The organism is Paraburkholderia caffeinilytica, assembly GCF_046030355.1.
In the GTDB taxonomy this organism is placed as follows: domain Bacteria; phylum Pseudomonadota; class Gammaproteobacteria; order Burkholderiales; family Burkholderiaceae; genus Paraburkholderia; species Paraburkholderia caffeinilytica_B.
On record NZ_JAQQCQ010000032.1, the window covers coordinates 17,657 to 40,754 of the forward strand.

The 23,098-nt window shown below is 61.2% G+C and carries 18 protein-coding genes; 9 read left to right on the forward strand and 9 right to left on the reverse strand.

All coding sequences use genetic code 11. The annotated features are described in order from the left end of the window. Positions 1–21 precede the first annotated feature (21 nt). A complete protein-coding gene (dctP, locus tag PQQ95_RS32720) occupies positions 22–1,020 on the reverse strand; it encodes a TRAP transporter substrate-binding protein DctP (RefSeq protein ID WP_408445500.1) in 999 nt (332 codons plus the stop codon). Positions 1,021–1,149: 129 nt separating this feature from the next. Continuing rightward, positions 1,150–2,187 (reverse strand): AraC family transcriptional regulator, encoded by a 1,038-nt coding sequence (locus PQQ95_RS32725; protein WP_408445503.1) that lies wholly within the window; start codon positions 2,185–2,187, stop codon positions 1,150–1,152. A gap of 138 nt (positions 2,188–2,325) precedes the next feature. Here PQQ95_RS32725 and PQQ95_RS32730 point away from each other — a divergent pair, with 138 nt between their 5' ends. From PQQ95_RS32730 to PQQ95_RS32740, 3 genes are all read left to right on the forward strand, one after another. Further along, positions 2,326–3,723 (forward strand): glutamine synthetase family protein, encoded by a 1,398-nt coding sequence (locus tag PQQ95_RS32730; RefSeq protein WP_408445506.1) that lies wholly within the window; start codon positions 2,326–2,328, stop codon positions 3,721–3,723. A 51-nt stretch (positions 3,724–3,774) separates the two neighbouring features. Further along, positions 3,775–5,133: an aspartate aminotransferase family protein gene (locus PQQ95_RS32735; RefSeq protein ID WP_408445508.1), complete on the forward strand. Its 1,359-nt coding sequence runs from the start codon at positions 3,775–3,777 to the stop codon at positions 5,131–5,133. A 119-nt stretch (positions 5,134–5,252) separates the two neighbouring features. Further along, a complete protein-coding gene (locus tag PQQ95_RS32740; RefSeq protein WP_408445511.1) occupies positions 5,253–5,900 on the forward strand; it encodes a GntR family transcriptional regulator in 648 nt (215 codons plus the stop codon). A 15-nt stretch (positions 5,901–5,915) separates the two neighbouring features. On the opposite strand, the gene PQQ95_RS32745 is transcribed toward PQQ95_RS32740, so the two are convergent. Continuing rightward, entirely contained in the window at positions 5,916–6,812 is an 897-nt protein-coding gene (locus PQQ95_RS32745; RefSeq protein WP_408445514.1) for a LysR family transcriptional regulator, read from the reverse strand. 147 nt (positions 6,813–6,959) lie between these two features. Here PQQ95_RS32745 and tam point away from each other — a divergent pair, with 147 nt between their 5' ends. Both tam and PQQ95_RS32755 read left to right on the forward strand, forming a co-directional pair. Next, positions 6,960–7,736: a trans-aconitate 2-methyltransferase gene (gene tam / locus PQQ95_RS32750; protein WP_408445516.1), complete on the forward strand. Its 777-nt coding sequence runs from the start codon at positions 6,960–6,962 to the stop codon at positions 7,734–7,736. Between the two features lie 171 nt (positions 7,737–7,907). Beyond that, positions 7,908–8,273, forward strand: a complete 366-nt coding sequence (locus PQQ95_RS32755) for a hypothetical protein (RefSeq protein ID WP_074283910.1) — start codon at positions 7,908–7,910, stop codon at positions 8,271–8,273. Positions 8,274–8,349: 76 nt separating this feature from the next. Here the strand turns inward: PQQ95_RS32755 and PQQ95_RS32760 are convergent, their stop codons facing one another. From PQQ95_RS32760 to PQQ95_RS32770, 3 genes are all read right to left on the reverse strand, one after another. Next, positions 8,350–9,564: a porin gene (locus PQQ95_RS32760; protein WP_408445519.1), complete on the reverse strand. Its 1,215-nt coding sequence runs from the start codon at positions 9,562–9,564 to the stop codon at positions 8,350–8,352. Positions 9,565–9,721: 157 nt separating this feature from the next. Further along, positions 9,722–11,173: an APC family permease gene (locus tag PQQ95_RS32765; RefSeq protein ID WP_408445522.1), complete on the reverse strand. Its 1,452-nt coding sequence runs from the start codon at positions 11,171–11,173 to the stop codon at positions 9,722–9,724. Positions 11,174–11,474: 301 nt separating this feature from the next. Next, positions 11,475–12,473, reverse strand: coding sequence for an AraC family transcriptional regulator (locus PQQ95_RS32770; RefSeq protein ID WP_408445525.1), 999 nt, complete (start codon positions 12,471–12,473; stop codon positions 11,475–11,477). A 195-nt stretch (positions 12,474–12,668) separates the two neighbouring features. Here PQQ95_RS32770 and PQQ95_RS32775 point away from each other — a divergent pair, with 195 nt between their 5' ends. From PQQ95_RS32775 to PQQ95_RS32790, 4 genes are all read left to right on the forward strand, one after another. After that, a complete protein-coding gene (locus PQQ95_RS32775; protein WP_408445528.1) occupies positions 12,669–14,654 on the forward strand; it encodes a primary-amine oxidase in 1,986 nt (661 codons plus the stop codon). Between the two features lie 235 nt (positions 14,655–14,889). Further along, positions 14,890–15,978 (forward strand): hypothetical protein, encoded by a 1,089-nt coding sequence (locus PQQ95_RS32780; RefSeq protein WP_408445531.1) that lies wholly within the window; start codon positions 14,890–14,892, stop codon positions 15,976–15,978. 185 nt (positions 15,979–16,163) lie between these two features. After that, positions 16,164–17,642 carry a phenylacetaldehyde dehydrogenase StyD gene (styD, locus tag PQQ95_RS32785; protein ID WP_408445533.1) on the forward strand — a complete coding sequence of 493 codons (1,479 nt, stop codon included), beginning with the start codon at positions 16,164–16,166 and terminating at the stop codon, positions 17,640–17,642. A 147-nt stretch (positions 17,643–17,789) separates the two neighbouring features. Next, positions 17,790–18,725: a LysR substrate-binding domain-containing protein gene (locus PQQ95_RS32790; RefSeq protein WP_408445536.1), complete on the forward strand. Its 936-nt coding sequence runs from the start codon at positions 17,790–17,792 to the stop codon at positions 18,723–18,725. An 11-nt stretch (positions 18,726–18,736) separates the two neighbouring features. Here the strand turns inward: PQQ95_RS32790 and PQQ95_RS32795 are convergent, their stop codons facing one another. The 3 genes from PQQ95_RS32795 to PQQ95_RS32805 all read right to left on the reverse strand — a co-directional run bounded on the left by PQQ95_RS32795 (position 18,737) and on the right by PQQ95_RS32805 (position 23,027). Continuing rightward, a complete protein-coding gene (locus tag PQQ95_RS32795) occupies positions 18,737–20,398 on the reverse strand; it encodes a GMC family oxidoreductase (RefSeq protein WP_408445539.1) in 1,662 nt (553 codons plus the stop codon). Between the two features lie 88 nt (positions 20,399–20,486). Next, the gene (locus PQQ95_RS32800; protein ID WP_408445541.1) at positions 20,487–21,704 is read right to left on the reverse strand and encodes a mandelate racemase/muconate lactonizing enzyme family protein; all 1,218 of its coding nucleotides are present in this window, start codon (positions 21,702–21,704) and stop codon (positions 20,487–20,489) included. Then, positions 21,705–23,027, reverse strand: a complete 1,323-nt coding sequence (locus PQQ95_RS32805) for an MFS transporter (protein ID WP_408445544.1) — start codon at positions 23,025–23,027, stop codon at positions 21,705–21,707. Between the last annotated feature and the right edge of the window lie 71 nt (positions 23,028–23,098).

The window sequence follows — 23,098 nt, forward strand, 5'->3', positions numbered from 1 at the left end:
TCCGAGGCGAGGTAATCCGTGTCATTGACCGAGCGCGGCGCGCAGCCGGGCGAGTTGCTGTTCCGCGTCAGGTCCGCGCGACTTCGCCCACTCGCTCCAGTACGGGCGCATCATCGCGGTGATCGATTTTTCATCCGAGTCGCTGCCCGGTATGACGGTCATGCCGCTTTTCGCAAAACCGTCAGTGAGCGAAGTCTCGTTGGTGCGCAGCAGGCGCGTGAGGTTCGCCGCGGCCGTTGCGCCCAGGGCGGAGATTTTCTGCCGCATGTCCGGCGGCAGCTTGTTGAAGTCGGCGAGATTGGCCGTGAAGATGACGGCGACGTAATTCGCGCCGGTGCGCAGGTTGTACTTGAGCAGGTCATGCCAGATCCGGCCGCCCCCTGAGCTCGACGTCAGTACTGCGCTGACAATGCCGCGTTGCAACGCGGCCGACACTTCCGGCGTATCGATGCTGACCGGTATCGCTCCTGCCCGCTTCGCGAATTCGGCCTGCTCGGCGGTCGTCACGCGAATCTTCTGCCCTTTCAGTTCCGCGAGCGACGTCAGCTTCTGCGTACTCCACAACACCTGGGGCGGGTAGTACGAAATGCCGAGCAGCTTGACGTTCTTCGACGCGAGTTGCTGATCCAGGAGGGGCGTGAGGAGCCGGATACCGGTGTCGAGCGCCGCGTCGTTCGCATACAGGCCCGGCAGGGACAGCAGCCCCGCAATCGGCACGAAGCCCGTGTAGGAGCCCGAATCGGTCAGGCCGAACTGCAACACGTTGTCGCGTATCGCGGATGGAATCGTGCTCGACTTGATCGGTAACGAACCGCCGACATTGCACGTAATCGACACCGCGCCGTTGGTCGCCGTGCCGATATCGCGGGCCAGCGCGACCAGCGCCTGATAGGCGGGATCCGTCGACGATGGAAGATAGGTGTAGCAGCGCCAGTTGAACTCGGCGGCCGACGCCGGCGGCGTGATGAACCATGGGCTGATGGCGAGCCATGCCAGCCAGAGCGCGCGCGCTATTTTCATATGTCTCCTCCTCCGTAGCGTTCAAACGCTTTCGGGGTTTGCTGATGCAAATACTAGGAGGGAAGACTCAACATGAAAATTGACCATTGGAGATGAGGCCATCACCAGTGGAGATGGGGATTCTCCCGGCTACGCGCAGCGATAATCGCTCGGGCGATGGCCGGTCCAACGGCGGAAGGCATGCCGGAAGCCGGCCGTTTCACTATAACCGAGCCGCTCGGCGATATCCGATATCGACAGGCGCGTGCGCACCAGGTAGTCGAGCGCGAGATCGTGGCGCACGCGGTCGAGCAGCGCCTGAAAGGCGGAACCGCTGCCGGCCAGACGCCGTCGGAGCGTGCGCTCCGACACACACAGCGCATCGGCGAGCGCGCGCAGCGAACCGTAGCGGCACGGGTCGGAATACAGCAGGCGCAGGCTGCGCGCGGTCACGTCGTTGCCCGCCGCGGTGGCCCATTCGCGCTCCAGTTGCGCGCATTGCTGACGCGCCATCAGATAGCTCACCGGCTGGGCGAGGGGCAACGGTTCGTCGAGCCAGCTGGCCGGAAAAATCAGCGCGTTTTCGGCTGCGTCGAAGGTGGCATGGCGGCCTATCCGCTCTTCGTAGGCGTCCGCGTGAGCCGGCGCACCGAAGGTCACGTTCAGCGCGGATGGCGCGCGCCGTGCTGACAGCACGTCGCAGACGATCGCCCACATCGACGCGAGGCACATGTCCGCATTGAGCACCGTGAGATCCGGCCGGTAATGGTAATCGGCCGCGACGATCGCCGCTTCCTCTGCGTTGCGGCGCAGCGAAACCTTGAAATAACTCCCGAGCAGTACGGGAAAGTCCTGGGCGCACTGCAACGCGTCGCCGAGCGTCGGACTCACCAGCATCGCGTAACCCAGGATGCCGTAGCTCGAAATATGCATGGCGCGGCCGATGTCCAGGCCGATGCGCGTATCGCCGCTGGCGCGCAGCGCATTGGCGAACACGATCAGTTCCTGCGCCTGCGTGATGATCCCGGACGGCTGCCGCAAATCGCCCTCGCCCACGCCGCTTCCCGCCAGCAGCACCTCGGCGCCGATCCCCTGCCGCTCCAGCAAAGCGACGGCGGCAGCAATGGTGTGCAGGGTCGCGACGCATTGAGCGGGCGATGGGCGTTGCGAACAGGGTGCATCGGTCATGGGTGGCGCTCAGATTCCTTCGATGAGTCGATGATATTTGATCAAATTTCCCAAAGGCAAAAATCCATGCGATGATTTGATCAAATCCCATCATGCAAAAAGCCCAGCTTTCCCGAACAGGCAGCGTATCGCGCAAGCATGGCAGCCGCGCTTCGCGCCGTCTTCATCAACCGACTGGAGTCAACCTTGCAAAGCGACCTACGCGACGACCTGCGCGAATTTCTGGAACATCACCACATCCATGAAGTGGAATGCGTGATACCGGACATGACGGGCGTCGCGCGCGGCAAGATCGTGCCGAAGAACCTGTTTCTCTCGGAAGGGAAAATGCACATGTCGAACGCGCTGCTGATGATTACCGTCAACGGCGAGTTCGCGGATTTCGAGCGCTTTGTCGGGCCGAGCGATCCCGACATGGTCTGCATCCCCGATCCAAACACGGTGCGGCTCGTACCGTGGGCGATCGAACAGGTCGCGGTGGTGATCCACGATTGTGTCGGGCTCGACGGCACACCGATCGGCATTTCGCCGCGCGCGGTGTTGCGGCGCGTGCTGAAGTGCTATGAGGAAAAAGGCTGGCGTCCCGTGGTCGCGCCGGAGATGGAGTTCTACCTGATCGCGCAGAACCAGAATCCGCATGAACCGTTGCGCCCGCCGCTCGGCCGTGCGGGGCGCAGCGAAGCCGGCCGCCAGTCGTTTTCAATCGACGCCGTCAACGAATTCGATCCGTTCTTCCAGGATCTGTCGCGCTTCTGCGAGACCACGCATCTCGGCGTCGAAACGCTCGTGCATGAAGTGGGCGCGGGGCAAATGGAGATCAATTTTTCGCACGGCGACGCGCTCGATCTCGCCGACCGCGTGTTCCTGTTCAAGCGCGCGGTGCGCGAAACCGCCTTCCGTCACGGCATTTTCGCGACGTTCATGGCCAAGCCGATGGAGCATGAACCTGGCAGCGCGATGCATATTCATCAGAGCATCGTCGACAGCAAGACCGGCCAGAACATCTTTTCATTGCCCGACGGATCGGCGAGCCCGCTGTTTTTCAACTATATCGGCGGCTTGCAGAAGTACATGCCGCACGCCATGCCGATGTTCGCGCCCTACGTGAACTCTTACCGGCGCCTGTCGCGCTTCACCGCCGCGCCGATCAACGTGCGTTGGGGTTACGACAACCGCACCTGCGGCATCCGCGTGCCGAATTCCGGACCGGACGGCCGGCGGCTCGAAAACCGCGTGCCGGGTGTCGACGTCAACCCGTATCTGGCGATGGCGGCCACCCTCGCCTGCGGCTATCTCGGCATGGTGGAGCAGCAGGAAGCGTCGGCGCCGATGGTCGAAAGCGCCTACGACCTCGAATACGAATTGCCGCGCGGTCTCGAAGATGCGCTCAAGGCACTCCTGAAGTGCACCGAACTCGCGGGGGTGCTCGGCGAACAGTTCGTGCAGGCCTATTGCGCGGTGAAGGAGAAAGAGTTCGAGACCTTCTCGCAAGGCATTACCGCGTGGGAGCGCGAGCATTTGCAACTGCTCGTCTGAGCGCGGTCTGTCGCTGGAAACATTCTGGAAACGTCATTGGAGAAGCTGGATTTGAATACTCGCCACGGCATCAACTGGGCGCGCGCGCAAGCGCTCGTCGAACGCGAACGCAGCGCATTTGCCGACGCCATGCCAGGCTCGCGCGCGCTATCCGAACGCGCCGCGCGCCACCTGTTGTTCGGCGTGCCGCTGCACTGGATGAACGACTGGTCGACGCCCTTCTCCCTCTATGTCGACGAAGCGCGCGGCGCCGCGTTTACCGACGTGGACGGTCATCGTTACGCGGACTTCTGCCTCGGCGACACGGGCGCGATGTTCGGCCACTCGCCCGCGCCCGTGGCCCGCGCGCTCGCGGCCCAGGCCGAACGCGGCTTGACGACCATGCTGCCGGGCGAAGACGCCGCGTGGGTCGGCGAAGAACTCGCGCGCCGTTTCGGCTTGCCCTACTGGCAGTTCGCCATGACCGCGAGCGACGCCAACCGCTTTGCGTTGCGCTGGGCACGCGCGGCGACCGGACGCAAACAGATCGTGATCTTCAACGGCTGCTATCACGGCACCGTGGACGACGTCTTCGTCGATCTCGTCGACGGCAAGCCGCAACAGCGCGACAGTTTGATCGGTCAGGTGCACGACCTGCTCGAGAGCACGCGCGTGATCGAATTCAACGACCTGCCCGCGCTGGAAACCGCGCTGAAGGATGGCGCCGTGGCCTGTGTGCTGGCCGAACCGGCGATGACCAACATCGGCATGGTGCTGCCCGACCCGGATTACTGGCGGCAAGCGCAAGCGCTCATGCGCCGCTACGGCACGCTGCTCGCCATCGACGAAACCCACACCATCAGTTGCGGGCCGGGCGGTTACACGAGAACGGAGGGCCTCGAACCCGACCTGTTCATTCTCGGCAAACCGGTGGGCGGCGGTTTTCCGTGTGCGGTGTACGGCTTCAGCGCCGAGTTGGCGGCCCGCGCACAGCACGCCAAGCGCAGCGCACCACCGGGCCATTCCGGCATCGGCACGACCCTCACCGCGAACATGCTGGCAATGAGCGCGATCCGCGCGACGCTCGCCGAGGTCATGACCGAGGCCGCCTACGCTCATATGTTCGCGCTCGCCGAGCGCATCGAGGCCGGTCTGAAAAGCGCGATCGCGCGTCATGGCCTCCCGTGGTGTGTGACGCGCGTCGGCGCCCGCACCGAATTCCAGTTCACGCCGACGCCGCCGCGCAACGGCGCCGAAGCCGGTCGCCAGCTCGATCCGGAACTGGAGCATATCGTGCACCTGTACCTGCTCAATCGCGGCGTGCTGATTACGCCGTTTCACAACATGATTCTGGTGTGTCCTGAGACATCGGCGGCCGACGTCGACAAACTGGTTTCCACGTTCGACGCCTGCCTTGCCGAGTTGATTTGACCTAGGCGATTTTCAGATCGAGGTTGATCGAATGCGGCCGGTGCGAAACCGTCGACTTTTTTTACCGCCTCTTTTTCGGCTCATTTTTCAGCCCTTTTTCGGCCCCTGCATCGAGCTTTATGAAAACTTCGCGCCACCACACGCTGCAGGACCAGACCTACGAAACGCTGCGGCAATGGCTAACGATCGGGCGCTTCGTGCCGGGCGAGCGCATCAAGATCCGTCACGTCGCTGCCGAACTCGGCGTGGGCGAGATGCCGGTGCGCTCCGCCTTACAGCGCCTCGCGGCCGAATCGGCGCTGGTGAACGTGCCCAATTGCGGCGTGACGGTGCCGCGTCTGTCGAAAGAACAATTCGACGACGTGCTGCGCGTGCGCCTGATTCTCGAAGGCCAGGCCGCCGAACTGGGCGTGCCGCATCTCAGCGCGCACGATCTGGAAACACTGGAAAAACTGAATACGCAAATGACGCAGGCCTTGCGGACCGCCGATGCCAAGGGTTATCTCGATGCCAACGAGGCATTCCATCTGATCCTGTACCGCGCGGCCGGCTCGCCGCTTCTGCTCGAGTTGATCGAAACGGTGTGGCTGCAGGTCGGTCCGATTTCAAATCTGTTGTTTGGCGATGCGCAGTTTGCCGGCACGCTTAACGACGCGCACGATGAATTGCTGAACGCCGCAAAGGCGCGTGACGCCGCCGGCGTGCGGCGCGCGATCGAACACGATCTGAGTCATGCGGCGAGCTGCTTGCGGACGCAGTGTCTGTAGGGGCTGGGGCGGGAATTACGCTTTCAACGTTGCCTGCTCGAGAATCATGTCGTAGAGGGCCTGCGCTGCCGGCGACAATTGAGCGCTCTTACGCGCCACAAGGACGAGCGTGCGCGACACCACCGGGTGCGTGAGTTCGACCATGCGCACCGTCGGATACGCGCCCTTCTGAATCGCGAGCGCCGGCACGACGGCCGCGCCCACGCCCTGTGCGACCAACCCCACTGCAGTCGAACTGCGCTGCACTTCATAAAACGAGCGCAGCGCCAGTTCGTTCTTTGCCAGCGCGACATCGAGCAATGCGCGATTACCGCTGACCTCGCCCGCAAAAATCAGCGGATACGATTGCAATTGCGACCAGGCAATGCGCCGCCGTTTTGCCAGCGGATGATCTTCATGGCAAATCAGCACGTAGCGGTCTTCCGTCAACGGCACGCTGGCAAGATCCGGATGATGCTCGCCGGCGATGTTGATGCCGAACTCAACCTCCCGCCGCAGCACGGCCTCCTCCACCGCGGACGAGGCGTGATCGAGGATCTTGATCCGGTTATGCGGATAACGCGCGGCATACGCCTGCAGAATGCGCGGCAGATACTGCACGCCCACCGTCGGCACGCAGGCCATCGACACATCGCCGCGACGGGCCACGCCTGTCTCACGAATCTCCACCAGCGCATCGGCAAGCTCGCCCAACAGGCGGCGCGCCTGAGGCAGAAAATGGCGCCCGATTTCCGTCAGCGCCATGGAACGGGTGGTCCGCTCGATCAGCGTGACGCCGAGGTACGTTTCGAGTTTGCGCAGACGTTGCGTAATGGCCGTTTGCGTGACGTGCAGTGAATCGGCTGCACCTTGAAAGCTGCCGCGATCTGCGATCGCGACGAACGCCTGTACGCCAAGCGTATCGATTTTCATTAGAAAAATGAACGAATCGGAATAATAAATTCATTTTACTCCGCCCTCGCCACCGCACAAAATGAGCGGATTGGATCGGTTCGACGCCGCACAGCGTGTGCGGATGTCAGCGGACACGGTCCAGCGATCAGGAAAAAGGAGCGCGACGTGACTTCATCGACGAATTGGGCTGCAAAGCAGTATGTGATATTCGAAAACGAGCGCACGCGCCCGGTCAGGGATCTGCTGGCGGCGATCCCGGAAACGGAGGTGCGGGTCGCGGTCGACATAGGCTGCGGCCCCGGCAATTCCACCGAAGCACTGGCGGCCCGCCTGCCCGGCGCGGCGGTCAGCGGGCTGGACAGTTCCGCCGACATGATCGCGGCGGCGCGCAAGCGCTTGCCGCAATTCCAGTTCGAGGTGAGCGACATCGTCACGTGGGACGCCACGGGCCCCTACGACCTGATCCTCGCCAATGCCGTGCTGCAATGGGTGCCGAACCACGAGCAGCTGTTTCCGTCACTGGTGAAAAAACTTGCGCCGGGCGGCAATCTTGCCGTGCAAATGCCGGACAACCTCGACGAACCTGCACACCGTCTGCTGCGCGAAATCGCGGCAGACGGCCCTTGGGCGAACAAGCTGAAGGGAGCGGAACGCACTATGCGCTACGGCGCCGACTGGTACTACGCGTTGCTCAAACCGCTGTGCGCGCGGGTCGACGTGTGGCGCACCGTCTACCACCACCCGCTCGCGGGCGGCGCGGACGCGGTGGTCGAATGGTTCAAAGGCAGCGCGCTGAGACCGTTCCTGGCCGAACTCGACGACAGCGAGAAAGGCGTATTCCTGGAACGCTACCGGGACGCGATCGCGCGAGCCTATCCGGCCCTCGCTGACGGCACCGTGCTGCTGCCGTTCCCACGGCTGTTTATCGTCGCTACGCGCTAGCGCAGTCAGGCCGCCTGCCGCCTGCCGGTTACCACGCGGTGTTTGTGGTGCCGGAACCGCCAGGGTCAGTCAGGCATTGCCGCTCGGGAATTCTGCGTGATATTGTGTAACGTAAGCGGAGGGCGGCTCGCCGTCCTCACCGGAACGCAAATTACAGCAGCGAGCGTCGCCATGAGTGATGTACGCCATCATCTGAGTCCACGTGACCGTTTGGAGCTGTTGTGCTGGCTCACATGCGGCTGCCTGGGTGCTTATTACCTGAATGAGGACTGGCCTGACGCGGCGTTTCACGTGCAGGCCGCTCATAAGTGGCTCGACCATCGGTCCCGGGAAGCAGACTGGCTGAGTATCGCCAGGTTGTCCGCAACTGCCCTGGAGATTGCGCAGCGGCACGCAAAATTTGTGGATGCCGATTGGGCACGGGACGCTGTCGAGGAGATTCTCGATACGGACGAGCTTGACCCTCAGGCGCGGCTGGTGAGACAGGTGCTGGCGGATTGCCAGAACGCGCTGGCGGACAAACGGCTGGCAGACTAGTTTTCCCCCGCACGGCACGTCGAGTGATTCGGGATGCGGCGCTGGGGCCAGCGCCTGCCAGCGCCGCCTAGGCAGATTAAAAATTGTGCCGCAACCCCACGATCACGGAGAGCTGTTTGTCCGTGTCCGAATTGACGATATTCGGAATCTGCGCCAGATTCTCCGTCTGCCCTGTCGACGGATTGATCCCCAGCCCGGCGCCGGAAGACTTCTGCCCGATCGCCACCGCATAGACTGCCGTCCGCTTCGACAGGCTATACACCGCGCCGAGATTGATCTGATGCACGCGCGTCGACGCACTGTTGCTCGGTTTGGCATCATTGAAGATATAGGCCAGACCCAGTTGCAAATCCGGCGCGAGCGCATAGGTCGTATTCAACTCGGCAATGTCGAACGAAATATCCGCGCCGGCCGGCGATGCCGCACTCGCGAAATACTGGCTCTGCGAGAGACGCGTATGCGTATAGGTGAGCGCCACCCCCGCCTTGCCGAACGCATACGAGCCCCCTGCGCCGAAAATCCTCACCTTGCTCGCCTGCTGCAGCAGACAATACGATGCGTCCGCATTCGCGCAACTGAAATCCCCGATATATCCGGTGGTACCGCCTAAGGCCGCCTGCAACGGCTGGTTCAACTCCAGATACCCCGCGCTCAGCGACAGCGGCCCTTGCGCGTAATTCGCCGCCAATGCCCAGCCCTTGTTCTGCGAGAAATTCCCCGCCACGCCCCCCAGGCTGAACAACCCGCCAATCGTCAAGCCACCGAAGCTCGGGCTGATGTACTTGATCGAATTGTTGAAGTTGAAGGCTTCGTTGAGATTGTCGACGTCGCCGAAATGCGAGCCGTACAGCGTCGCCCAGTTATTGCTCGACGCGTACGCACCCATGTAGTCCGAGAACGGATCGTATTGACGGCCGAACGTCAGCGCGCCATACGTGCCGTTGTTCAACCCGACCCACGCGTTGCGGTTGAACAGCGTATTCGATTGCAACATCGCGCCGTTGCCGATCAGAAAGCTGTTCTCCAACGTGAAGTTCACCGTGGTGCCCCCACCGATATCCTCGGCGCCCGTCAGGCCCCAACGCGACGGCACCAGATTGCCGCCCGCCAACTGATAATTCGCGTGACCGTTGGTGCTGCCGTCGGCGAGCGTCGTCTGCTGGTTGGTGGTGTAGACGACGCCGGCGTCGACCGTGCCATAGAGCGTCACCGAAGATTGCGCATGTGCGCCCATCGCGAGGCCGCACGCGGCCAGCGCAAGCGCCGAGCGCTTGACGAATGTGTCTGCCATATTTTTTTGCCGGAAGTTGAGTGGTGAAATCAGCAACAACAAACAGGACGAACCGGACGAACGACATCGCTCCGCCGCCGCTCGAGCATGAACGGCAGCAGTCGATCGTTAGAACGTGATGAGACGAGGCGCGCCGGGTGGCTTGCGCGCCATTCGCTTACTGCCCGAAGCGCGCGTAGATATCCGGCCGCTTCTTACGCAGGATGAGACCGATCACGACGCCGGAGAGCGCCACCGCGAATACGATCCAGGGGAAAGACTTGACGATCGGGCTATCGGAGCCGCTGAGCGCATCGAGATTGCGCACCAGAATCACGCCGATATACAGCAGGCCGATACCGCCCACCAGCGGCGCGACGAACGAGTGCCATACGCGCGTGTCCTTGCGCGTCTTGCGGAAGAATGCGATGACGGAAAAACTGGTCACCGCTTGCAACATCACAATACCGATCGTGCCGAGCGCCGAACTCCAGCTGAAGACGATATTGAACGCATCGCTGCCGGCCGCGATGAAGAGCCCGAGCAGAACGCACACGGAGAGCGTTTGCAAATAGCTCGCCACATACGGCGAACGGTACTTTTCGTGCACCCGGTTGAGCGCTTGCGGCAGGATGCCCTCCAGGCTCAACGCGTGGATATAACGCACCAGCGTGTTATGGAACGACAACAGACTCGCGAAAATACTGCTGAGCAACAGGAAGCTCATCACCGTCGTTACCGCACCGCCCAGGTACTTGCCTGATTGAATGAACCAGAAATCGCCGGGTTGCTTCGTCGCGACCGCGACAACATCGTTCAGTCCGTACGCGCAAACAATCGTCCACGTGACGAAAGCGAAGAACACGAGAATCAGCATGACCGATACGTACGTCGCGCGCGGCACGGTGACCTTCGGGTCACGGCACTCCTTGCCGTAAATCGCCGTCGCTTCGAAGCCGATGAAGGACGCGAAGGCGAACATGACCGCAATGCCGAGGTGGCCGCTGAACACATGCGCCGGTGTGAACGGAGCGAGCGTGAGGCCATTCGGACCACCGCCATGCACGACGATCGCAATCGCAAGCAGCAGCAGGATGCCTAGTTCGAGACACATCAGCACGCCAAGCAGACGGCTATTCAGATCGATACCGCGGATGCCCGTGAATTGCACCACCGCCACGCAGATCAGCGAATAGCCGTACCAGGGCATCGCCGTGTGCAGAAGCGGAGAAAGAATCACGGTGCAGAAAAATCCAAACAGTCCGTATAGCGCGATCTGGATGAAGGTGTACGACATCAGTGCGACGAGTGCGCCGGCCATGCCGAGCGGCCGTCCGAGTCCGGCGGTGATGTATGCGTAAAACGCGCCGGCGCGCACCACGTGCCGGCTCATCGACGCAAAGCCCACGCTGAAAATCAGCAGTACGACGCCGGCAATCACGAACGCGCCCGGAATGCCGGCGCCATTGCCCAGACTGATCGCGGGCGGCACCGCGCCGAGCATGCCGGTAAGCGGCGCGGCCGCGGAGATCACCAGAAACACGATCTGCCACAGGCCCAGCGTATTGCCCTTCAATTCCACGGGGTTCTCCACGTCGACCAGACGGGTTGGAGAGTAGGGTTCATTCATCGCTGCCTCTATTTTGTTGGCTAGTCTGGATCTCGCCTAAACCCTGGAAATACTGGTCCAGACGCTCGGTTGACCGACGTTCGACGTTTCGGTGTGAGCGCATGGTAGGTAGCTAAAAAATAAAGCGACTTCGCGAACTGCGCCAAATTTTCGATAATTTGCGCCAATGGCCGCGAGCGTGTCAGGCACGGCGGTTCGCAGCAAATGCTTAGGAAAGTTTAGGAAACAGAAGTTTTTATTTTCGTGCGGCGACGATGCTCTCACGCTTTCAGAATGAAAGAATTTGCCAGATGGTCACCGTTTATTGTTTTTTCCAGTTGCGCGTGGCGCGCCACAACACGGTTGCATCGGCATAACCCACGGCGCGGGCAATCGCCGCGTTGGTGAGTCCTTCACGTTCAAGCAGCCCTTCCACACTACGTTGCCGCTCTTCGCGCACGATCTGCCGCACAGATGTCCCCGCCTCAGCCAGATGCCGTTGCAACGAGCGATGCGAGAGACCGAGATCTTTCGCGATGTCGGCGACGACCAGCTTTTCATGTGCGAGCCGCCGCGTCACCAGATCGCGGACCTGTTCGACGATGCTGTGGGGCACCGCATCGCGCGCAATCAGATCGGTGGCGTGGCGCTCCATCATGCGCGCCATTTGCGTATCGGCGCTTTTGAGTGGTGCGTCGAGGTCCAGCGGACGCAGAATGACGCCATTGAAAGGCTGTTGAAAACGTACTGGCGCGCGGAAATTTCGTGCATACGGTTTGAGATCGGCGGGTGCCGCGTGTTCGAAATGGAGTTCGACGGGATTCCACGCCACGCCGCGCACCATCCGGATCATGTTGCACATGGTTGAAAGGCTGTATTCCGCGTCCTGCCGTCGCGGCCAGATCTGCGGATTGGCGACCTGATAGGTCCAGACCGGCCATTCGCCATCGCGCAGCAACTCGCAGGTCGTGGCGTTCTGCCACGACGCGAGTGCGAGCGTGAACTTGCGCATCGCCGCATTCAAGGTCGGCGACGACAGAAACACGAGACCCGCCGGCCCGAGTTCCGTCAATTGCAATTCGCTGCCGAGGCGCAAGCCGAGCGACGGCTCGCCGAGCACTTCGGCCGCGCGCTCGAATGCCGCCACGTAACGCGTGAGCGGCAGAATTTCATACGGATTCGACAGGAGCTTGCGACTCATGCCGAACTCCTCGAGCAGCGCGTCGCAATGAGCGCCTGATGCATCCAGTGCGCGCACGACCGGTCCCATTACCGCCGCGCGGATCATCGGAAAACTGCCGTTGAGCGTGACTTTTTTCATGCTGAGCGTCTCCTCTCAAGTCTTCGCTGATGTGCTGCGTGTCATTCCTCCTGGCGCACTTTATCGTTCATTTGGCGCGATAGGCAAGCGCGAAAATATTATTGGGTTCCTACGATTTGCCATCGACTCAGCGTTCGACGCGCTTCACCGAGCCGCGCACGCAGTCCGGTCCAGCCCACTCCTTACGGGAATCTTATGAACACGAATGCCACGAAAGCCGCTCACGCCCCGGTTCATCCGCTCGATCCGCTGAGTCCGGACGAAATGCAACTTGCCTGCGATCTCGTGAAGGCCGCCGAAAAACTCGACGCGCAGGTTCGCTTTCCGATGGTCGAATTGCGCGAGCCGCCGAAAGCCGAAGTAGTCGCATTCAAGGCCGGCGAATATTTTTCGCGCACGGCCTTCGTCCTCGCAATCGATCGTACGAATGGCACGACTATTGAACTCCATGTGGACCTGAGAGAGAAAAAAATCGCCTCACGCAACGTGCTGCCGTTCGATCAGGCGCCGTACGGCCAGCCGCCGATCATGATCGAAGACTTCATGAACGCCGAACAGATCGTCAAAAACGACGCGGCGTGGCGCGTGGCCGTGATGAAGCGCGGCATCACCGAGAGCGATCTGGAGCGTGTCCAGGTCGACCCGTTTTCCGCCGGCTGCTTCGACCGCGAGAACGAGAACGGCCGGCGCCTCGTGCGTTGCGTGAGCTACTACCGCGAGAACGTGACTGACAACGGCTACGCGCATCCGATCGAAGGCGTGGTAGCAGTGGTCGATCTGCTCGAGAAGAAAGTAATCGAACTGGTGGACGACGGCCGCATCATTCCGATTCCGCGCGCGAAGCACAACTACGATACGCCGAGCCTCGGCGAACCGCGCAACACGCTCAAGCCGCTGTCGATCAGCCAGCCCGAGGGTCCGAGCTTCAAGATCGACGGCTGGCATGTGAGTTGGCAGAACTGGAACTTCCGGGTCGGCTTCACGCCGCGCGAGGGGTTGGTGCTGCATCAACTGTCATGGGACGACGGCAAGAACGCGCGGCCGATCATCTACCGTGCGAGCGTGACGGAAATGTGCGTGCCCTACTCCGACCCGAGTACGAATCACTACTGGAAGAGCGCATTCGATGCCGGCGAATACGGCCTTGGCAAACTGGCGAATCAACTTGAACTCGGTTGTGATTGCCTCGGCACGATCCGCTATTTCGACATTCCTTCCGCTGACGATTTCGGCAATGCGTTCGTGATGAAGAACGCCGTGTGCATGCACGAAGAGGACTACGGCACCCTGTGGAAGCACTACGAGTTTCGCACCGGCGTCTTCGAAATGCGCCGTTCGCGACGCCTTGTGATTTCGTTCTTCGCGACGGTCGGCAACTACGACTACGGCTTCTACTGGTACCTCTATCAGGACGGCACGATTCAACTCGAATGCAAGCTGACCGGCATCGTGCAAACCTCGGCGGTAGCTGACGGCGACACCTACCCGTGGGGCGGCATGATCACAGAGAACCTCGGCGGCCCCACCCACCAGCATTTTTTCAATGCACGCATGCACATGATGGTGGATGGTGAACGCAACACCGTGACCGAACACGAATTCGTGCCACGTCCGATGGGCGAAACGAATCCGTACGGCAACGTCTTCGACACCACGAAGCGCGTATTCAAAACCGAGAGCGAAGCCGCGCGCGTGGCGAACGGCAGCACCGGACGTTACTGGAAGGTGACCAACCCGAACGTGAAGAACGCCGTCGGCGCAAATCCCGGCTACAAGCTGATCGTGAACGACTCCCCGCTGATGCTTGCCGACGAACGCTCGAAGGTCCGCCAACGCGGCGGCTTTGCCACGCGTCACGTGTGGGTCACCCCGTTCGATCCGGCCGAGCGCTACGCCAGCGGCGACTACCCCAACCAGCACGCCGGCGGTGACGGCTTGCCGCGCTACATCGAGGCGAACCGCAACATCGAGAACGAAGACATCGTCTTGTGGCACAGCTTCGGTCACACGCACGTGTGCAAGCCCGAAGACTTCCCGGTGATGCCGGTGGAATACGCCGGCTTCATGCTCAAGCCGAACAACTTCTTCTCCGCCAACCCCACGATGGACTTGCCGTCCGAGCGAGACCAGAACAGCGTCGAAGACGGCAAGTCCACCGATCATGGCTGCTGCACGCGCTGACCTGACGACGCGCGGCGCGCGAGCCGCCGCTGCACGCATGGCCGACGCGACACGCGCGCGTCCCGCGACTGCGTGCAGCGTAGTACACCGGCCAACTTCAAGCGACGGCCGCGTACCACGCATGCTGATTGCGGGCGCGGACGGTGGGGAATGCGGACAGATTGCATGCGCGAGAGACGCTGTAGGCGGGTTAATCGCGAGCGTAGGTTGGATGGCACGTGTGTCAGTAGCGAGTGTGAACAACGCAGCACACAGATTAATTGCGAGCATATGCGGCATAGCCTGTGTATTGCTCGTGAGCGGCGCGGCGACACTGATAACGCAAGCCAGTCTTGGTCAACGCGCCAACGCGCTGTGGATGAGCGCATTGGCGCTGGCAACGATGACTATCGTGCCGTTATTGATGTCGAGCGCATCCAGACCGCGGACCACGCTTGCGACGGCGGCAACGCTAATTGCCGCGATGAGTGCAATGAGCATCTTGCCAGCGTATGTGATTGGATTGAAGCATTCCACCACGATAGCCGGGTTGTTTGTGGTGGTGGGTAGCGTGCTGTTATATGGGCAGTATCGTGCGGGCGCGTCAGCGTTGCCTCATGAGGATTCCGATCCGAATCGGCAGGCAAATCGAAACACAGCCCAGTCGGCCGGAGCCATCCACGCAACCGGCGCGACTGCGCTGCTCGCATTGCTTGCAGGCTTATCGAGCGGCAGTCTTGCGCGTTTCCAGTTTTACGCGATTTGCGGCATGAGTAGCGCCCAACCGACATGGCAGATCTTGCTTTCCGTGGGTGCCGTTTGCACGTTGGCGTTCATCGCTGACCGATCCACCGACAACAAGCGAATGTTGATTGTGCTGTACGCGCTACGAGCTGCATTAATTGGAGCCCTCGCATCCGTAGACAGTCCAACACTCGCGCTCCTCGCCGCAAAAATATTTCTGGTTCTCGACTGCCTGACGATTCCGGCGCTGATGACATTGCGTGGGAAATCGCGCAGCGCAATGAGTGCGAGTTGCCCTGGCGCGGCCCACCACATCGGGATGGTGATAGGCGCGACATTATCGACGACGCCCTACTTTTTCGGCGAAGGATTCATCGTGCTGTATGCGCTAAGTGCGATGACGAACCTGCTCTGCGCCGGCACATTAGCAACCAGACGGTTCGAAAGAACAACCCACCCGGCAGACCTTTCCGACGAGCACAAAGTGCGAGGCGGGAAGTATGACTCCCTTGTCACAGGAGTTGAAGGTGCGAAGACACAGATTCCAGATGCACCACAACCCGTTGCGAGCCATGGCGCCCACTTAGCAGGCGTGGTGTGAGCCGCTTTCTTTTGCCTACTTTTCTTTGCGGCCGGCAAAGAAAAGTAGGTGCTGCCCCGCACAGGGGCGAACGCTAATAAACCACAAAAAATTCAAAAAAAGGCCAACACCCCAGGCAAGCAGCAAAAAACCAGAAACCCCGAAAGAAAACCGAAACGCACCCCTCACCCCACCGGAGACAAATCATGCCCGAGCAAAAAACCCCAGCGAAGCTGCCAACCACCATGTTCATCAACGGCGAAAAAACCCCAAGCGCCGCAGGCAAAACCTTCGCCATCTACAACCCAGCAACAGGAGAAGAACTAGCCCACCTCCCAGACGCATCCGAAGCCGACATCGACCACGCCGTCAAAACCTCAAAAGCGGCCTTCGAGGCAGACACCTGGCGCAGAATGCCGCCCGCCGCCCGTGAGCGCCTCTTACTAAAACTAGCCGACCTGATCGAACAACACACCGACGAACTCGCCACCCTGGAAACCTTGAATCAGGGAAAACTACTAGCCTTCTCAAAGATGCTGGAAGTATCAGGCAGCGTCCAATGGCTGCGCTACATGGCCGGCTGGGCCACCAAAATCGAGGGCACGACGTTCGACCTGTCGATCCCTTTCCCGCCGGGCACCCGCTACAACGCCTCAACAAAACGCGTCCCGGCGGGCGTCGTCGCCGCAATCGTCCCGTGGAACTTCCCGCTTCTGATGGCGGTCTGGAAAATCGCTCCAGCCCTGGCATGCGGCTGCACCGTCGTATTGAAGCCAGCGGAAGAAACACCGCTAACGGCAATCCGCCTGGCCGAACTAGCCCACGAAGCCGGCTTCCCCGCAGGCGTCTTCAACGTCGTCACCGGCCGTGGCGAGACCGCCGGCGCAGCGTTAGTCAAGCATCCGCTGGTGAACAAGGTCACCTTCACGGGATCGACCGAAGTGGGCCGCATCATCGGCCGTCAATGCGCTGACGATCTGAAGCGGGCGTCGCTGGAACTGGGTGGCAAGAGCCCCGTAATCGTGCTGGACGATTGCGATCCGAAGAAAGCCATTGAAGGCGCAGCCGGCGCGATTTTCTTCAACCATGGGCAGGTCTGCACCGCCGGTTCCCGCTTGTACGTTGCGCGCTCGATTTACGACGAAGTGGTGCAAGGCATCGCAGCCGTAGCCGATGGAATCGCATTGGGTTCCGGTTTCGATGCCGCGACGCAAATGGGACCGATGGTTTCCGCACGGCACCGCGACAAGGTCATGGGAATGATCGCGCAAGGCCGGCAGGAAGGCGGCGAGATCCTGTCGCGCGACGCGGCCGTTGATGCGGACGGCTTCTTCGTCCGGCCGACGGTCATCGCCAATCGCGCATGCAAGCCGCTTTCCGTGGTCAGGGAAGAGGTGTTCGGACCGGTGCTGGTGGCAATGCCGTATGACGATATCGACGAGGTCCTGATCCAGGCCAACGCATCGGAATATGGTCTTGGCGCGAGTGTCTGGACGAATCAGCTCGATAAGGCGTTGAGGCTGGTTGACGGCATCGAAGCGGGAACCGTTTGGGTCAACACGCACAACATGGTCGATCCCGCGATGCCGTTTGGCGGGTTTAAAGCGTCGGGAATCGGGCGCGAACACGGCAAGGCCATTGTGGATGCTTATACGGAAAGCAAGTCGGTTTGCATCGCGTATTGAGCGGCCGCAGCACGTCTTGCGGCACGAACACTTCGTCGCCACAAGACGTGCGCACCGGTAGCGCCTCGGGGGCAACACAGTAAAATAGCGGGCACCCGCGCCGCAGCGCGTCAGCCTACCCTTGGGTGCCCCACCTTGAAACGCAAAATGCCCGCGCTGAATGCGCTAAAAGCCTTCGAAGTCGCCGGCCGTACAGGCAGCTTCACGCGCGCAGCGGAACTGCTGAACGTGACGCAAAGCGCGGTCAGCCGGCAAGTCCGGCAACTGGAAGCCCAACTCGGCGAGACCCTGCTCCAGCGTCACCATCACCACCTCGAACTCTCGGCCGCCGGCCGCATCCTCCTGCAAGCCCTGCAACAGTCATTCGACCGGATCGAACTGACGGTCCGCAGCCTGCAGGAGAAAACCCATCGCAACCGCCTGCGCATCAATGCGCCCCCCACCTTCACGAGCCGCTGGCTGATGCCGCGTCTCGGACGTCTGCGTGACGCGCATCCGCACCTCGAACTCAGCCTGTCGACCCGCATCGACGACAACCTCGCCGAATCGGGCGTGCTCGACTGCGCCATCCGCTTCGGCAACGGCGAGTGGGAAGGCGTCGACAATCGTTTGCTGATGAATGAACGGCACATCGCCGTCTGCGCGCCCGCGTTGCTCGCGCGCGAGGCGGGACGTACCGCCATCGATCTGAACCAGTTCACGTTGCTGCATGTGCTCGCGAGCGCCGATCAGCGCTATCTGACCTGGCAGCATTGGTTGAAAGCCGCCGGCATCGAGAACGTGGATACCCGTGGCGGCTACGAATTCGATCTGCTCGACCACGCCATCCAGGCCGCTATCGACGGACTCGGCGTGACCATCGCCGATCGTCACATGATCGGTCGCGAACTCGCGGAGGGCCAACTCGTGCAGGTGCTGAACGTCCACGTCGACGGCCATCAGTCGTACTGGCTCGTCACGCGTGCGGAACAGGACGAGCTGCCGCACGTCGCGCTGTTTCGCGACTGGCTGCAGCAGGAGATCTGGCTGACCGGGCGCGCACTCGATTCGTCGGAGTCGGCGCAGCTCGACGAGGCGGATTGAGGCGGGCGAAGTCAGGCCGCGGCAGCGAGTTCCGCCGTTTGGGGTTCAAAGGCAGCTTCGACGGCGGCGTCCATGAGAATCATCTCTGCACCCTTCTCCGCCACCATCATCGTCGGCGCATTGATGTTGCCCGAAGTGATGTTCGGGAAAATCGACGCGTCGACCACGCGCAAGCCCGCAATCCCATGCACCCGCAAACGTGCATCGACCACCGAGGTGCGCGGGTCGTCGCCCATCGCGCACGAACCGCACAGGTGATAGATCGAGCCCGATTGCTCGCGGAAATACTGCAGGAAGCCTTCGCGTGTATTCACCTGCGGCCCCGGCGAGATTTCCTCGACCGTAATCTCTTTCAGCGCCGGCGACGCCATCACCTTGCGCACCAGCTCGCAACCCTGGATCACCTCGTCGATGTCCTTCTCCGTGGTCAACGCGTTGATGCGGATCTTCGCGGCGTCTTCCGCACGGTTCGACGCGATCTCGATCGAACCGCGGCTGGTCGGACGGCACGGGTTGAATGCCAGCAGAAAGCCCGAATACGGTTCGGGTTCGAGATTCGCCTTGTTGCTCTTCGGAATCCGGTACGACAGCGGATTGAAGTACAACTGCAGATTCGGTTGCGTTTCCTGATCATCTCCCTTGAAGAACCCGCCCGACTGGTTCACGCTCATCGCAAGCGGCCCCTTGCGCGTCAGCAGATACTGCAGGCCGAGCTTGAGCTTGCCGAGCAACGGGCGCATTTCATCGTTCAACGTCTTCACGTTCGCGCGATAGTAGAAGCTCACGCACAGATGGTCCTGCAGATTCTGCCCAACAGCGGGTAGTTCCTTGACCATCGCAATGCGATGTTTCGCGAGCAATGCGCTATCGCCCACCCCTGAGAGTTGCAGCAGCTTGGGCGAATCGACCGCGCCCGCCGAGAGGATCACCTCGCGCTTCGCCATGAACTGCCGCGTCGCGCCATTCTGCGTCACGCTCACGCCAATTGCCCGTTGCTTGCCGTCGAACAGCACGCGGCTTGCGAGCACGTCACGCTCCACCGTCAGGTTCTTGCGCGTCAGCACCGGATGCAGATACTCGAAGCTGCTCGACGAACGCTGCCCGTTGCGCGTATTCACATCGTAGATGCCCGCGCCTTCGAATCGTGCGCCATTGAAGTCGTCGCTACGCTGGTAGCCGGCCTGGTCGCAGCCCTTCAGGAACACGTGGCAGATCGGATGGACTGCGTCCTTCATCGGCGAGATACGGATCGGGCCGTCCGCGCCGTGATACTCCGTGTTGCCGAGCGGATGCGATTCGAGCTTGCGGAAATACGGCAGCACGTCGCGAAACGCCCAACCCTGGTTTCCCGCCGCGGCCCAATCGTCGAAATCATGCGGCTGGCCGCGCACGTAGATCATCGCGTTGATCGAGCCGGAACCGCCCTGCACCTTGCCACGCGGGCAATAGATCGGGCGATTGTCGAGCTCCTTTTCGGGCTCGCTGTAATACATCCAGTTATAGGTTTCGTTGTAATACGTCTTGGTGAAACCCACCGGAATCTTGAACCAGAACGAACTGTCCTTGCCGCCCGCCTCGAGCAGCAGCACCGAATATTGGCCCGACGCCGAGAGGCGATTGGCGAGAATGCAGCCCGCCGAACCCGCGCCGACGATGATGTAATCGTAGTTCATGCTCTATGTCGCCAGACGGCGCCCAATCCATTGAATGCGTAAAACAGCGTGTAACCTGCCAGCCGACTCCGGCAGGTTCAAACCTGGCTCAACCCTTGGCCGGCGCGAGATCTTTCACGTCGGCCGGTTGTGCGGCCATTTGCAGATGCAGACGCTCACCGGTATACGGCGTGTGCTGCCTGACGACGTCCATGTTCAACTCCACGCCCAAGCCCGGTTCCTGCGAAGGAATGATGTAGCCGTCTTCCCATTGAATCGGCTTCTTCAACACTGCCGCATGGAAACCGTCCCACGTGCCGATGCTTTCCTGAATCAGGAAGTTCGGCGTGCAGGCCGCGAGCTGAATGCTGGCGGCCGCGCCAATCGGCCCGTTGTACAGATGCGGCGCGATCTGCGCGTAATACACCTCGGCAATCGCCGCAACTTTCTTCGCTTCGAGCAGGCCGCCCACACGCGCCACGTTCAGTTGCAGAATCGATGCCGCGCCCGCTTCGAGCAGCTTGAAAAATTCGTACTTGGTGGTCAGGCGCTCGCCCGCGGCAATTGGAATACTCGTGTGCTGCGCGACTTGCGCCATAGCACCTTCCTGCCCTGGCGGCACCGGCTCTTCAAACCACAACGGATCATATTTCTCGAGGCGTTTGGCGAGACGGATTGCCGACGACGGCACCATCTGCCCATGCGTGCCGAACAGCAGGTCGGCCTTGCTGCCGACGGCTTCGCGCACACGGCGGCAGAAAGTCTCGCAACGGTCGAGCACGTCCAACGACAACTGATGGCCCGAATAGGCCGTGTACGGACCCGCCGGATCGAACTTCACCGCGGTGAAGCCACGCTTCACGTTTTCAATGGCGCATTCGGCGGCGAGATCGGGATCGTCGTAGTCGTATTCGCCGCGGCTGTTCTTCGGATACAAGTACGTGTACGAACGCAGACGCTGGTTCACCATGCCGCCCAGCAGTTCATACACCGGCTTGTTCGCCGCCTTGCCGATAATGTCCCAGCAGGCCATTTCCAATCCGCTGACCACGCCCATCATCGTGAGATCGGGGCGTTGTGTGAAGCCGCTCGAATACGCTTCGCGCCAGAGCCGCTCGATATGATGCGGGTCCTTATCGAGCAGATAGCGGCCGAATACGTCGTCGATGATGTGGGTCATCGCTTTCGGGTGAAACGTCGCCGAATAGATTTCGCCGACGCCTTCAATACCGCAATCGGTCTTGAGCTTGACGAAGATCCAGTACATGCCGCCTACGTGCGGCGGCGGTACGGCGACGATATGCGTTTCGAGCGAGACGACTTTCATTTACGCAACCCCTTTCTTATTGAGCATGTTTCTCAGCGCCAGGCCGGCAAAGCCGCCGAGCGCGGCCATTCCGGCCACGTAGCCGAAGTAAAGCTGGTAACCGAAGACACCCGGGAAGTTCTGCGTCAGATAACCATTGACCAGGGGCAGGAACACGTCGGGTGAATAGCCGAGTACGGAGATCAGGCCGATGGCGAGGCCCATTGTTTCGACCGGGATATTGCAGCGATCCAGCAGCGACCAGTACAGCCCGCGAATCGCGTAAGTCAGAATGCCGATGAACAGCACGAGGAACACCAGCAGCACGTGGCTCGAGATACGCGGCGCAGCCATCAGACCCAGCAGCGACAGGGCAGCGAGGAAGAGCGCAATCACCAGGACCGAGACCTTCGAATAGCGGTCGCCGAGAAAGCCGCCGCCGATGCCGCCGATCGGGCGCATCCACAGCTTGAGCGTCGTGATCGTGCCGGCCATCACCACTGTCAAACCGATTTCGCCTTCATGCAGATACGCGGAGAAGCTGTAGGTGGCCCAGAACACCTGATAGCCGCAGAACACGATGGCGGCGACCAGCCACAACTCAGGAATCGACGCGAGCGTTTTCAGATCGACCAGCACGTTGCTGTGTTTCTTCGTGGCGCGGTTGGCAGCGGCGTCTTTAGCGCCTTGCGCGTCTTTGACGAGCGCAAGCACTACGCCGAGCGCGATGCAAAGAAATGCGTACATGTAGACAACCAGCTTGAAACCGGCTGCCACGGGCTCACCCTTGGTCTGCGTGAACCAGGCGAACAGCGTAATCGCGATGGTCGCGAGCATGGCTTCGATCAAGCCGCGTCCGCCGTCGAGCAAACCGAAAAAACGGCCCTGCTCGTGCGTGCCGGCGATCATCGTCACGCGTTTGATGACGGCGGCCCAGAAGGTCAATCCAGTCGTCAAACCCCAACCGCCGAAGATCAGCATCAGCATCTGGAACGACGGCGCAGTCGAATACCACAGGCCGAGCACACCGGTTGCGATCAGCGAAAAGCAGATCAACAGCCGCGGAGCGATCCGGTCGGCGAGCCAGCCGCTCGGCAGGTAACTCAGCAGAAAGATCGTGCCAAGCGACGAATACAGATAGCCGAGTTGGCTGTCGGTGATGTGAAACACTTCGAGCATGGTCGGTTGATAGACCTGCCGAAGATACAGAATCGGGTAAATCGCACCGGCTGCCAGCACCAGCAAGATGAGCTGGATGTAGCGTTGAGCCTTGCCGTTTTGCAGCGCGATTTCTGCGTCGCGTGAGGCAAGCGGCGCGGTGGTTTGAACGGGTTGAGATGACACGTGAGCGCTCCTGAGAGACACAGCGCCGGTCCACCGGTGCGCCGGGTCTCCAAATTTTTGTTTTAAATGCA

Excerpts from the sequence above, each read along its gene's own strand:
- PQQ95_RS32795 (WP_408445539.1), bottom strand. The coding sequence starts at position 20,398 with ATGAACTACGATTACATCATCGTCGGCGCGGGTTCGGCGGGCTGCATT.
- PQQ95_RS32790 (WP_408445536.1), top strand. The coding sequence starts at position 17,790 with ATGCCCGCGCTGAATGCGCTAAAAGCCTTCGAAGTCGCCGGCCGTACA.
- PQQ95_RS32760 (WP_408445519.1), bottom strand. The coding sequence starts at position 9,564 with ATGGCAGACACATTCGTCAAGCGCTCGGCGCTTGCGCTGGCCGCGTGC.
- PQQ95_RS32725 (WP_408445503.1), bottom strand. The coding sequence starts at position 2,187 with ATGACCGATGCACCCTGTTCGCAACGCCCATCGCCCGCTCAATGCGTC.
- styD (WP_408445533.1), top strand. The coding sequence starts at position 16,164 with ATGCCCGAGCAAAAAACCCCAGCGAAGCTGCCAACCACCATGTTCATC.
- PQQ95_RS32745 (WP_408445514.1), bottom strand. The coding sequence starts at position 6,812 with ATGAAAATCGATACGCTTGGCGTACAGGCGTTCGTCGCGATCGCAGAT.
- PQQ95_RS32800 (WP_408445541.1), bottom strand. The coding sequence starts at position 21,704 with ATGAAAGTCGTCTCGCTCGAAACGCATATCGTCGCCGTACCGCCGCCG.
- PQQ95_RS32740 (WP_408445511.1), top strand. The coding sequence starts at position 5,253 with ATGAAAACTTCGCGCCACCACACGCTGCAGGACCAGACCTACGAAACG.
- PQQ95_RS32765 (WP_408445522.1), bottom strand. The coding sequence starts at position 11,173 with ATGAATGAACCCTACTCTCCAACCCGTCTGGTCGACGTGGAGAACCCC.
- PQQ95_RS32770 (WP_408445525.1), bottom strand. The coding sequence starts at position 12,473 with ATGAAAAAAGTCACGCTCAACGGCAGTTTTCCGATGATCCGCGCGGCG.
- PQQ95_RS32775 (WP_408445528.1), top strand. The coding sequence starts at position 12,669 with ATGAACACGAATGCCACGAAAGCCGCTCACGCCCCGGTTCATCCGCTC.
- dctP (WP_408445500.1), bottom strand. The coding sequence starts at position 1,020 with ATGAAAATAGCGCGCGCGCTCTGGCTGGCATGGCTCGCCATCAGCCCA.
- PQQ95_RS32755 (WP_074283910.1), top strand. The coding sequence starts at position 7,908 with ATGAGTGATGTACGCCATCATCTGAGTCCACGTGACCGTTTGGAGCTG.
- PQQ95_RS32730 (WP_408445506.1), top strand. The coding sequence starts at position 2,326 with ATGGCAGCCGCGCTTCGCGCCGTCTTCATCAACCGACTGGAGTCAACC.